9 protein-coding genes and 1 pseudogene are annotated in these 12,205 nt (G+C 63.8%); 5 read left to right on the top strand and 5 right to left on the bottom strand.

Features of this window, described 5'->3' with window-relative positions; genetic code table 11:
- Window positions 1-176: 176 nt before the first annotated feature.
- The 3 genes and pseudogenes from ACSKB9_RS34170 (at window position 177) to ACSKB9_RS34160 (ending at window position 4,230) form a co-directional block, all read left to right on the top strand.
- The gene (locus ACSKB9_RS34170; RefSeq protein WP_159109512.1) at window positions 177-410 is read left to right on the top strand and encodes a hypothetical protein; all 234 of its coding nucleotides are present in this window, start codon (window positions 177-179) and stop codon (window positions 408-410) included.
- A gap of 279 nt (window positions 411-689) precedes the next feature.
- Window positions 690-3,022: pseudogene (locus ACSKB9_RS34165) on the top strand (TonB-dependent siderophore receptor).
- Window positions 3,022-4,230, top strand: coding sequence for a PepSY-associated TM helix domain-containing protein (locus ACSKB9_RS34160; RefSeq protein WP_438078677.1), 1,209 nt, complete (start codon window positions 3,022-3,024; stop codon window positions 4,228-4,230). The pseudogene ACSKB9_RS34165 and the gene ACSKB9_RS34160 overlap by 1 nt, the downstream one beginning before the upstream one ends.
- 10 nt (window positions 4,231-4,240) lie before the next feature.
- On the opposite strand, the gene ACSKB9_RS34155 is transcribed toward ACSKB9_RS34160, so the two are convergent.
- Both ACSKB9_RS34155 and ACSKB9_RS34150 read right to left on the bottom strand, forming a co-directional pair.
- Entirely contained in the window at window positions 4,241-4,780 is a 540-nt protein-coding gene (locus ACSKB9_RS34155; protein ID WP_438078675.1) for a DUF4269 domain-containing protein, read from the bottom strand.
- 221 nt (window positions 4,781-5,001) lie between these two features.
- Window positions 5,002-6,639 carry an isocitrate lyase gene (locus ACSKB9_RS34150; RefSeq protein ID WP_106322241.1) on the bottom strand — a complete coding sequence of 546 codons (1,638 nt, stop codon included), beginning with the start codon at window positions 6,637-6,639 and terminating at the stop codon, window positions 5,002-5,004.
- A gap of 145 nt (window positions 6,640-6,784) precedes the next feature.
- Between ACSKB9_RS34150 and ACSKB9_RS34145 the strand changes: the two genes are divergently transcribed.
- Window positions 6,785-8,218, top strand: coding sequence for a helix-turn-helix domain-containing protein (locus tag ACSKB9_RS34145; protein WP_076829069.1), 1,434 nt, complete (start codon window positions 6,785-6,787; stop codon window positions 8,216-8,218).
- 9 nt (window positions 8,219-8,227) lie between these two features.
- Here the strand turns inward: ACSKB9_RS34145 and serA are convergent, their stop codons facing one another.
- The 3 genes from serA to ACSKB9_RS34130 all read right to left on the bottom strand — a co-directional run bounded on the left by serA (window position 8,228) and on the right by ACSKB9_RS34130 (window position 10,650).
- Window positions 8,228-9,481: a phosphoglycerate dehydrogenase gene (gene serA / locus ACSKB9_RS34140; RefSeq protein ID WP_438078673.1), complete on the bottom strand. Its 1,254-nt coding sequence runs from the start codon at window positions 9,479-9,481 to the stop codon at window positions 8,228-8,230.
- 348 nt (window positions 9,482-9,829) lie between these two features.
- On the bottom strand, window positions 9,830-10,165 hold the full coding sequence (locus tag ACSKB9_RS34135; RefSeq protein ID WP_051003209.1) for a BA14K family protein: 336 nt from the start codon (window positions 10,163-10,165) through the stop codon (window positions 9,830-9,832).
- Window positions 10,166-10,353: 188 nt separating this feature from the next.
- On the bottom strand, window positions 10,354-10,650 hold the full coding sequence (locus ACSKB9_RS34130) for a hypothetical protein (protein WP_438078670.1): 297 nt from the start codon (window positions 10,648-10,650) through the stop codon (window positions 10,354-10,356).
- A 490-nt stretch (window positions 10,651-11,140) separates the two neighbouring features.
- Here ACSKB9_RS34130 and ACSKB9_RS34125 point away from each other — a divergent pair, with 490 nt between their 5' ends.
- Window positions 11,141-12,187 (top strand): helix-turn-helix transcriptional regulator, encoded by a 1,047-nt coding sequence (locus tag ACSKB9_RS34125; protein WP_438078668.1) that lies wholly within the window; start codon window positions 11,141-11,143, stop codon window positions 12,185-12,187.
- The last annotated feature ends 18 nt before the right edge of the window (window positions 12,188-12,205 follow it).

Below are 12,205 nucleotides of genomic sequence, written 5' to 3'. Positions count from 1 at the left end.
CGGCTTAGTTGCAGTGCCGAGCTACGGCAAGTTCCACCCGGTGTTGAATCCTGGCAACACCGGCCAACAAAATGAACAAACGTTCAGCTTAGCTCGATCGCGACCACGACTGTGCCGCATCCCTGTCAAATCCTGCCTGCGGGTGGCGCAACAAAAACACTTTGGGGAAAACCTACATGCAGCAGGCACCGCTGGCCGCACGGAGTGCGGAATCGTCTGGATATGTTCTCTACTTCCAGCTCGCCAGCAACGGCACGAGGCGCGCGTGCAGTCTGACGATCCAGGCGGAAAGCGCCAACGAGGCGGCGCGGATCTTTCGCGAGAACTGGGGCACGATCGAATCCATGGCCCGCGACGGCGTCAGCACGGGAGTGGTCGGCAAGACGCCGGTCAGCCTGGCGTTGTCGTGAGGCGCATCGCGCGGCCTACGGCAAACCGTACACCTGAGATGTGACAGGACGACGGCTGCAGCCTTAGGCGACGATCGCACGGCCATTTGACGCGCAGACGCGACAAGCAGGTCACGAGGTTCAGGGCTCGCGCACGCGCGCGGGCCCTGTCGTGTCTTAGAATGATTCAAATCCATTCCGGTTAGAAGATTCAAGTCTGCTCCGGTTCTTTTCGCGCACGCCGACTGCTAGAGGCGCGCCGTGAACGAGTTCGCGTGAATCGGAAGTCCAAGAGTGCCTGTGAATGCTGATGGCCGGGTTGTCGGCGACCGTCGAAATGCCGCCGACAAGGGCCGAACCCATCTGCTGATCGGCGCAGCATTCCTGCTCGCCGATGTCGCCTCCGCGGCGACGCAGGCAAACGCCCAATCGAGCGTCCCGTTGCCGCCTGTTTCGGTCGACCAGCCGACGCCGAAGCGCAAGCCGGCTGCCGCCGCGGCAAAGCCGGCGCAGCGAACGCTGGCGGCCGCCGCGGCACGGCAGCGCAGCCGGAATGCCCAACCGGCGCCGCCGACACTATCGGAGCGCGCGGCAGCCAGCGCCGCCGTGCTGAACGAAGCCAAGCTGCACTATCGCGCGATGCCAAGCCCAACCACACTGCGCAGCGGCGCCTCGCCGCTGGACACCTCGCAGACGGTCAACGTCGTGCCGGAGCAGGTGTTGAAGGATCAGCTGCCGCGCAACCTCGATGACGCGCTCGCCAATGTCAGCGGCGTCACCCAGGCCAATACGCTGGCCGGCACCCAGGATGCGGTGATGCGCCGCGGCTTCGGCGACAACCGCGACGGCTCGATCATGCGCAACGGCATGCCGCTGGTGCAGGGTCGCAGCCTCAACGCAGCGGTCGAAAGTGTCGAGGTGCTGAAGGGCCGGCGTCGCTGCTCTACGGCATCATGGATCCCGGCGGCATCGTCAACACGATCAGCAAGCGCCCCGAGCTCTATCAGCACGGCTCGGTGACCTTGCTCGGCTCGACTTACGCCAACAACAAGACCGGCGCCGACGGCACCATCGACATCACCGGCCCGATCGGCGATGGCGGTCTCGCCTATCGCTTTATCGGCTATGGCGTGAGCGAGGATTACTGGCGCAATTTCGGCCGCCATCGCGAAATGCTGGTCGCGCCGTCGCTGGCCTGGTACGGCGAGAACATCACCATCCAGCTCAACTACGAGCACCGCGAATTCATCACGCCGTTCGACCGCGGCACCGCATTCGATTCCGTGACCAAGGCGCCGCTGGCGATCCCGGCGACGCGCCGGCTCGACGAACCGTTCAACAACATGTGGGGAACCTCCGACCTGATGCAGGCGTCGGTCGAGCACCGGCTGAACCAGGACTGGAAGCTGTTCGCGGCCTACAGCTACAACACCGAGACCTTCAGCGCCAACCAGCTCCGCATCACCGGCGTCAACGCCAAGACCGGCGTCGAGACCCGCAGCAATGACGGCACATGGGGCTCGCTCAGCAATGCCAGCTACGGCACCTCCTATCTGCAGGGCAATGTCTGGCTCGGCAACATTCGCAACGAGGTGCTGTTCGGCGGTGACGGCCAGTACCGCACGATCTACCGCGACGACCTGATCCGGCAGGCGACGCCGAGCTTCAACTTCTACAATCCGATCTATGGGCTGATCACGCCGGGGACGACGGTGTCCGCCGCCGATAGCGCGCAGACCGACAAGCTCGGCCAGTGGTCGCTGTTCTTCCAGGACACGCTGCATCTGACCGAGCGCTTCGCGCTGGTCGGCGGCGTACGCTACATGGATTACGACCAGCTCGCCGGCAAGGGCCGCCCGTTCATCACCAATACCAATGTCTCGGCCGACAAGGTGCTGCCGCTCGGCGGCGCCATCTTCAAGCTCACCGACCAGGTCTCGCTTTATGCGAGCTACACGCAATCGCTGAAACCCACCTCGACCATCGCGCCGCTTACCGGCGGCGTCGTGATCGGCTCCAACATCGCGCCCGAAGAGGGCACCCAATGGGAGACCGGCGTCAAGTTCGACTTCAACAAACAGATCTCCGGCACGCTTGCGCTCTACGACATCGACAAGAAGAACGTGTTGGTTTCGCAGCTCAACGCCACGACTGGTATCGTCGAGTACCGTACGGCGGGCAAGGTTCGCTCGCGTGGCGTCGAACTCGACGTCACCGGCAGGCTGACTGACAGCTGGAGCATGATCGGCAGCTATGGCTATACCGACGCACGCGTAACCGAGGACCCGACGCTCGCCGGCAAGGCCCTGCAGAACGTCGCGCTGAACACCGCATCGCTCTACCTCGTCTATGATTTCGGCACCACCCTGCCCGGCCGGCTTCGCCTCGGCGGCGGCGCGCGCTATGTCGGCGACCGGCCGGGCGATGCCGCGAACAGCTTCGTGCTGCCGGCCTACACGGTCGCGGACGTGTTTGCGACCTACGAGACCAACGTCCAGTCGTTCCCGGTCATCTACCAGTTCAACGTCAAGAACCTGTTCGACACGGTCTACTACCCTTCAGCCAACAGCATCCTGACGGTCGCGATGGGCGACGCGCGGCGCTTCTCGCTCTCGGCGACGGTGAAATTCTGATGAGTGACGTTTGGCGCCCGATCAAGGCTGCACTGCTGCAGGTCCATTCCCTGGCTGGTCTTGTGCTGGCGCTGCTGTGGGCCGTGGTCGGCCTCACCGGCGCGACGATGGCCTTTGAGGATGAGATCGAGGCCAGCCTGAACAGTCAGATGATGCGCGTCGAGGCCAGCGCGACCCCGCGGCTCACGCCCGACGAGTTGATCGCGCGGCTGACGGCGGCAGGCGATTTCGGCAAGGTCTCGGCCGTGACGATGTCGAGCGATCCATCCGCCGCGGCCCGCATCCGTTTCGCTCGCAGCGAAGGCGGCACGCGGCCGTCCTCGGTCTATGTCGACCCCTATGACGGGCACGTGCTCGGCTCGCCGCGCGGCGAGGACTTTTTCGCAACCGTCCGCAAGCTGCATCGCTGGTTGCTGTTGCCGGGCGACGGCAATGGCATCGGCCGCAAGATCACCGGCTCAGCCGCGATCTGCCTGATCGTGATGCTGATCACCGGCCTCGTGCTGCGCTGGCCGCGTCGTGCGCGCAGCGTCAAGATGTGGCTGAAGCCGAATCTGGGACTGCGCGGCCGCGGCCTGCATCGCTCGCTGCACGCCGTGATCGGGACCTGGGTGCTGCCGGTCTATCTGGTGATGACGCTGACCGGCCTGTGGTATTCGTTCGAGTGGTACAAGGCCGGCGCCAACTGGCTGTTCGCGCGGCCTCAGGCCACGGCAAACGCGATGCAGTCCAAGCCGCCGCGCGGCGGCGCCGAGAGCAAGGGTGAAGCTAAGACCGAAGCGAAGGCCGAGGCAAAGCCGCTTGCCTTCGATCACGCCTGGTCGGCGTTCCTGCAGCAGGAGGACAACAGTTACGGTAGGGCCCTCCTGACCATGCCGGCCGGCGCGGGCACGGCCGTGCGCGTGCGGTCATGGCCGCGGGACTCGTCGCGCGAGGCCGTGCGTGACGAATTCCGTATCGACGCCCTCACCGGCCGCGTCGTCTCATCGGATCGCTACGCCGACAAGACGTTTGGCGAACGCGTCCTCGCCAGCGTACTCGACATCCACCGCGGCGCCATCCTGGGATGGCCCGGCAAGCTCGCCTTCATGCTGGCCGCCGCCATGATGCCGCTGTTCGCCGTGACCGGCCTGCTGCTTTATCTGTCCCGTCGCAGGCACCGGCGCCTGGCACGGCCGCCGGTCGGCCACCTCGTTCCCGGCGAATGAAACCGTTTCATCAATTTTGGCGATCAGCGAAATCGCACGCCGCGAGCCGGGCACGTAACTCGGCGTCCGTTTCGGCCGCGAGCTCAAGCAATCCACGATAGGGATCGCCCGATATCCCGAGCACGATAGCGAACGCAGGTTCGGTCTTGAGACCGCCTGCCCTTAATTCGCTGACGGCTCGCCGCAGCCGTCCATCATCCAGTGCAAGCAGCCGCCGTTCGACCTCGAAGTGGATCCAGCCCCGTTGCTGCTCCACCGGACGCTGATCACCGAACAGTTCGAACGGCCAGCCGTCGCACACAAAGCGGGCAATCACCGGCCGCGTCCCCGAGGTCCACCGGAAGAGGACGAAATCATCGCACGCTTGATAGTGAGCCCAAACGATGTCCGCGAATGCGTTCGGGTCGGACGCATGGCAGACGATATCGATGTCGCTGCCGGGCACGGCGAGGCCGAGCTGCAGCGTTCCGACGATACGGGGATCGAACGGCTTCAGCAGTTCCATCACGGCGGAGCTGGTGACGGCGGATGCGTAGTGCCCGACACTCATCGCTTGGCATGCCCTCGAGATCGCAGCGACGCATTACCACACGCGCGTGGAACGCGCGAACCACTGCAAATGGGCGGGCTCGAGGGGAAGCGGGCCTGAAAAAGTCGCGGGGCGATCTCGACCGCGTTGCCGAGGTCGAAAATCGCCCCGCCAAGGCGGACAGGCTAGGCTGCTCGCGCGCCAGCCCGTCCAGCCGATGTCGGAATGATCCGTTCGATCGATCAGCCGAACTGGTTCATCGTGTTGTGGGCGCCGCCCGCCTTGAGGGCAGCCTCACCGGCGAAGTACTCCTTGTGATCGTCGCCGATGTCGGAGCCCGCCATGTTCTGATGCTTGACACAGGCGATGCCCTGACGGATCTCCGCGCGCTGCACGTTCTTGACGTATCCCAGCATGCCCTGCTCGCCGAAATACTCCCTCGCGAGATTGTCGGTCGACAGCGCAGCCGTGTGATAGGTCGGCAGCGTGATCAGATGGTGGAAGATGCCGGCGCGCTTGGCCGAATCCGCCTGGAAGGTACGGATGCGCTCGTCGGCTTCCTTCGCCAGCGGCGTGTCGTCGTACTCCGCCTTCATCAGCTCGGCGCGGTTATACTTGCTGACGTCCTGGCCGGCTTCCTTCATCGCGTCATAGACCTGCCAACGGAAGTTGAGGGTCCAGTTGAACGACGGCGAGTTGTTGTAGGCCAGCTTCGCATTCGGAATGACCTTGCGGATACGATCGACCATCGAGGCGATCTGCTCGATATGCGGCTTCTCGGTCTCGATCCACAAGAGGTCGGCGCCGTTCTGCAGCGAGGTGATGCAGTCGAGCACACAGCGATCCGCACCGGTGCCGGGACGGAACTGGTACAGGTTGCTGGGCAGACGCTTCGGACGCATCATCTTGCCGTTCTGGTTGATGATGACGTCGCCGTTGCGTGCGTTGGCGGCCGTCACTTCCTCGCAATCGAGGAAGCTGTTGTACTGGTCGCCGAGGTCGCCGGGCTTGTGGCTCACGGCGATCTGCTGGGTCAGGCCGGCGCCGAGCGAGTCGGTACGGGTCACGATGATGCCGTCTTCGACGCCGAGCTCGAGGAACGCATGGCGGCAGGCGCGGATCTTCGCGATGAACACCTCGTGCGGCACGGTCACCTTGCCGTCCTGGTGGCCGCACTGCTTCTCGTCGGAGACCTGGTTCTCGATCTGCAGGGCGCAGGCGCCCGCCTCGATCATCTTCTTGGCGAGCAGATAGGTCGCCTCGGCATTGCCGAAGCCGGCGTCGATGTCGGCGATGACCGGCACGACGTGGGTCTGGAAGTTGTCGATCTTCTCGATCAGCGCCTTTTCCTTGGCCTTGTCGCCTTCCTTGCGGGCCGCATCGAGCGCGCGGAAGATATCGTTCAACTCACGCGAATCCGCCTGACGCAGGAAGGTGTAGAGCTCCTCGATCAGGGCCGGCACCGAGGTCTTCTCGTGCATCGACTGATCCGGCAGCGGGCCGAACTCGGAGCGCAGCGCCGCGATCATCCAGCCGGAAAGATACAGATAGCGGCGGTCGGTATTGCCGAAGTGCTTCTTGACCGAGATCAGCTTCTGCTGGGCGATGAAGCCGTGCCAGCAGCCGAGCGACTGGGTGTACTTGGTGCTGTCGGCGTCATAGGCCGCCATGTCGGCGCGCATCAGCGCAGCCGTGTAACGGGCAACATCCAGACCGGTCTTGAAGCGGTTCTGCAGGCGCATCCGCGCCACGGCTTCGGCGGTGACGCCGTTCCAGGTGTCCTTGGTCTTGAGCAGCGCTTCGGCCGCCTCGATCTCGCTCTGATACGAAGCCGGTCCCTGGATGGCCCGGTCGCTGATCCCGCGCGGTTGGAAGTTCATGTCCGTGATCCCTTCGGTGACGAAATAACTGCACCGTTTGTGACGCGCGGCGTCATAGGGAGCTAGACCTGGCGCGGAAAACTTGTCATAACTTACAAGAAACCGATGTATTGTTGTAAGAATCTTACAAACCTTGGATAAGGCGATGGTAACCTCAAGCGCCCGTTCCGTTTTCATGGGCCCACGACTGCGCCGGCTGCGGCGCGACCTCGGGCTGACCCAGGCCGACATGGCCGCCGATCTCGAAATCTCGGCCCCCTATGTGGCGCTGCTGGAACGCAATCAGCGCCCGGTGACGGCCGACATGCTGTTGCGGCTTGCCCGCACCTACAAGATCGATCTGGCTGATCTCGCTGGCGATGGCGGTGCCGATCACACCGCCCGCATGCAGTCCGTCTTGAAGGAGCCGATGTTTGCCGACATCGACATCCCCGCGCTTGAGGTCAGCGACCTCGCGGTCAGCTATCCCGGAATGACCGAGGCCTTCCTGCGCCTCTACACCGCCTATCGCGAAGAGCAGCTGGCGCTTGCGGAGCGCAGGGCTCCGGACATGGCGATCGCTTCACCGGGCCAGGAGAACTTTGACGCCAACGATCCCGTTGCGGAGGTCCGACGTTTTCTCGCCGCGCGCCGCAACAATTTTGCCAGCCTCGACGATGCCGCCGAGCGGCTCGTCCACGAACCTGCCGGGCCCGCCGGATTTATCGAGCGGCTTCGGGAGCGACATAAACTCCAGGTCCGCTATCTGCCGCCGAACGTCATGCTGGGTTCGATCAGGCGACTGGACCTTCATCGCAGACAATTGCTGCTCGAGGACTCGCTCGATACCGCGGGGCTCAATTTTCAGCTGGCCAAGCAACTTGCCTATCTGGAACTGGAAAACGAGATCGGCGCCGCCGTCGAAGCCGGCAAGTTCACGACCAAAAGCGCCGAGCTGCTGGCGCGCCGTGCGCTTGCGGCCTACGCCGCCGCCGCACTCATCATGCCGTATTCGGTGTTCGCGAAAGCGGTCGAGGCCCGCCGCTACGATCTGGAGGCGCTGGCGCGTCAATTCGGCACCAGCTTCGAGCAGGTCGCGCACCGCGTCACGACCCTGCAACGGCCGGGTCTCGAAAAGGTCCCGTTCTTCCTGATCCGGGTCGATCCGGCCGGCAACATTTCCAAGCTGCTTGACGGCGCCGGCTTCCCGTTTGCAAAGCACGGCGGCGCATGTCCGCTATGGTCAGTGCACGACATCTTCAAGACGCCGCGCCAGATCGTCACCCAATGGCTGGAACTGCCCGACGGACAGCGGTTCTTTTCGATCGCCCGCACCGTGACCGCCGGCGGCGGCGCGTTCGGCGCCATCCGCGTCGAGCGGGCGATCGCGATCGGCTGCGCCGCCGAACATGCGGGCCAGTTGATCTACACGCGCGACGGACAGGGACCGAATGCCGACGAGCCGACGCCGATCGGCGTCGCATGCCGGGTCTGCCATCGGCCGAGATGCGCGGCGCGGTCGGCGCCGCCGATCGGACGCGAGATTCTTCCGGACGATTTCAGGACCTCGAGCGTGCCGTTCGGCTTCTCGGCGGATTGACGAAGTCGATCACCCCTGCGGCCGGTTCGCGTCATACAGCACCCGCACGCGGATCGTGCCGTCAATGGCTCTCAAATCGGCCAGCAGCCCCTCGCCCTCGCCGCCGACCACGTCGGTCTCGAGCACGACATAGCCGACTTCCGGATCGGTCTGCAGATATTGCGCCAGGATGTTGATCCCGTGCCGGGAGACCGCGTCGTTGACCTGGCGCATGACGCCGGGAACGTTGCGATGAACATGGATGAAACGGGTGCCGGTCGGTCGCGCCGGCAATTGCACCTGCGGAAAATTGACCGCGCCGAAGGTCGACCCGACATCGGAATAGTCGATCAGCTTGCGCGCAACTTCGCCGCCGATGCGATCCTGCGCTTCTTCCGTCGAACCGCCGACATGCGGCGTGAGGATGACGTTGGGCAGACCTTGCAGCGGCGAGACAAAGCGCGCCTCGTTCGACACCGGCTCGACCGGAAACACGTCGACCGCAGCACCCGCCAGCCGGCCCTCACGCAGGGCGCTCGCCAGCGCCTCCAGATCGACCACGGTGCCGCGCGAGTTGTTGATCAGATAGGCCTCAGGCTTCATCAGCTGGAGCTGGGCGGCGCCAATCATGTTGGCGGTGGCCGGCGTCTCCGGCACATGCAGCGATACGACATCGCTGGCTGCGAGCAACGCGTCGAGCGATTCGGCGGGCTCGGTATTGCCATGGCGGAGCTTGTCGGTCTGATCAAAATAGATCACGCGCATGCCCATGGCTTCGGCGAGGTTCGACAGCTGCGAGCCGATGTTGCCGTAGCCGACGATGCCGAGCGTCTTGCCGCGCACCTCGCGGCTGCCTTCGGCGGACTTGTCCCAGCCGCCGGCATGTGCGGAGACCGAGCGCGGAAAGATCCGGCGGAACAGCATCACGATCTCGGCGATGGTCAGCTCCGCCACACTTCGGGTGTTGGAGTATGGCGCGTTGAAGACGGGGATTCCCAGCTTCCGCGCGGCGTCGAGATCGACCTGATTGGTGCCGACCGAAAAGCAGCCGACAACGAGCAATCGGTCGGCGGCCTCCAGGATGTCCGCGGTCAACTGGGTCCGCGAGCGAATTCCCAGCATGTGGATGCCCGACAGCGCCTGCCTGAGTTCTTTTGGTCCCAGCGCCTTGGGCAGACGCTGCAGCTCGGTATAGCCGTTCGCCTCGACCATCCGGGCCGCGGATTCGTTCACGCCCTCCAGCAGCAGCACGCGTATTTTGGTCTTGGGAAGCGACAGCATCATCGAGATCCGGATTCGTAAGGTTCGGGCAGATCCTGCCACGAGCGCAGTTTCGACGGATCGCGTGATAGCATGGAAAACGGTCGCGTCAGAAGCGGCCGTGGGCCGCCCGCTCCGCGATTCCCGATGAAGCCTCTCGATCCGCGCATCCAGGCGCGGAACGGGAACCCGTTCAGTCAAAGGTCCTGGCCAATTCGCCGGCAGAAGCCGCGTTTGTGGCTCCTGGGGCGCTCGAAAACCTGCTCCGGCTCACGGGCCGGAGCTCCACTCGTGCTCAGCGCGGCGCCGAGGGTTATTGTCTGGCGCGGCAGTTTCACTCCGCCGTTCCGGCGCCGCAAGCCTGCGGCAGTCTCACTGGCAGGGATACCGCCGGCCGTCCTTTGCCTGGAACGTATTCGACGCCGCATCGTAGGAGCGATAGCGCTGGGCGCAGGACGCCGCGTGCTGCTGGGCGGCGGCAGCTTCCTGCTGCGCGGCGGCGTTGGCTGCGCCGGCCGCGATGACGCCGCCGATGAGGCCACCGACCAGTCCGCCGACGGCAGCGCCGCCGCCATTGTCATAGCACTGCCCGTAACGGCACCAGACCTTCTCGGTCAACGACGGCACTGCCGCCGCAACGCCGGCGCCGTGCTGCAACGGAGCCGAAATGGCGGAGGCCGAAAACACCATGGCACCGGTGGCGGCCATCAAAACAACTTTCACAAAGCGAGCCCTGCGCATCATATCTCCTGCTTCATTGCTGTGGGCGCAGGCCGGCACCTGCGTCCCGATTCCCTCGACATGGATGAGCTCGCCTGGTCCCGGACCGGACGACACCCGGACACGCGCGGCCGGTTACAATTCGCGCGTCAGCCTGCTTCACAGATGGGCGGAGTTCATTGGCCGGCTGCGTTCACGACGCGGCAGAGGTTATCGCCGACACCTGGAGCCAACTGTCCCGGCGGCAAGATGAAGGTCGCATCGACGCGGCTGCCTTTGCCGTCCTTGCGGACGACGACTTGCAGCGTTTGTGGGCGGCCGGATCCGGTGGTCTCCTGCTGGGTGGTCAGCGTGCCGAGTTTCTTGTCGACGTTCACGCCGACAAAACCCTCCGCCAGAACGGCGCGGGACACCTTGTCGAGGGCGGCACCGGGATTGACCGACGGGAAGGTCATCCAGGTCTTGTGCGTCATGCCCGTTACCATCGGAACGCCGGTGCTCTGGACGTGATCTGCGCAACCATCGGCCAGCGCAGTCATGGACGAAAGAACTGTAAGCGCGAGTACGCAAGTAATCCTTGTAAGCATGCTTTCATAACCCGTTTGAGTTGGTCGTGACGATTTAGGCCAAATGGGCTACGAGTCCATGGACGACGTCGCATTCCGGATGGAGGCGTTCGGATTGTGGCTAGAACAGTCGATCGCGAATGCTGTGCATCCGCTGCTGCTCTCGGACGTCGGCGCGCCGGATTGAATCGGAACGTTCGCTCGATGCAGGCGAGCGGATGAGATCAAATGCCAGCTTTCGCGGCTCGATTGCGCGATCTGGATATTCTGTTCGATATTCGGATATTGAAGAAATTGTGAGAAAGGGCACGCGGCCCGAAATCACCTAAGCTGTGCTAGTGTGGTGATGCGGTCTATGCGTGTGGCGCACGCCCCTCAACAGTGGAAAACCGGTCTGATGGATCGGGCAATCCGCGAACAGCAAACATCCGATGGTTGGGATTTGATGGTCGAAGACGTACTCGCTGCACCTCCCACGCGATCGGGATCTTCGTTCGAAGAACTCCTTGAAATGCTCCACCCCCACGGGATCAATGCGCATTCCTCGCCGCGGCCTGACGAATCGTTTCGCTGGCATGCGGACATAGCCATCGGCGCGGAAATTGACGTCGTGCGAGCCGATCTGTCGGCCGGTTGGGATTGGCGCTATTCATACGAGAATTCTGCCGGAGAGCTTGCAATAAGCCTGCTGAATGCCGGCCAGGCCGAAATGCTCATTGCAGGAAAGAGTATCCAGCGGACCCCCTCCGAGATCGCCATCGTGCCCCTTCCGACGATGCAAGCGCAGCGGGTCGAAGCGGTCGATGGACGATACTCAAGCGTCACGCTCACCTTGCATACGGGCGCAGTTACCAAGGTGCTGTCGGCGACGTTCGGGAGCACAGCGCTGGAAGATCTCAATCTGACGCCGATCGTCGACTTGTCGACCGGCATTGGACAGACCCTTCTTCAGCTTGTCCGTACGAGCACCACCGGTCTGTATGACGGGATCCTGGTACGCTCTCCGAAAGCCAGCGCGCTGCTATCCGAAGCGGCGATACAGCTCATCCTTGAGAACGTCCCTCATCGGTTGACCGGCCGGTTGAGCCGCCACCCGCTGGATGCGCCGCCGCGCTACATTAGGCGTGCGGTCGAGTATATGCGGGCCAATCCGCATCTGCCGCTGACGATATCGGATATTGCCGCAACGGTTGGGGTCAGCAGCCGGTTGCTGCAATTGGGCTTCCGCAAAATCCACGGCACGACGCCGGTCGCCTATTTGCGGCAAATTCGGCTGGAGGCAATCCACGATGAGCTATCGCGACCGGAGAACATGCTCCCGGTCAGCGAAGTTGCCCTGAAGTGGGGTTTTACGCATATGGGCCGTTTCGCTGCGGTGTACCGCTCGGCCTTCGGCCTGTATCCGTCCGATACGGTCCGGCGCGCGCGAGGTTTCTTAAGCTAGGCAGGCGGTTGTCGAGCC

This window comes from Bradyrhizobium sp. BR 1433 (assembly GCF_051547665.1).
Classification (GTDB): domain Bacteria; phylum Pseudomonadota; class Alphaproteobacteria; order Rhizobiales; family Xanthobacteraceae; genus Bradyrhizobium; species Bradyrhizobium australafricanum.
The sequence above is the reverse complement of the archived record's forward strand: the minus strand, read 5'-3'. Positions and strand labels throughout refer to the sequence as shown.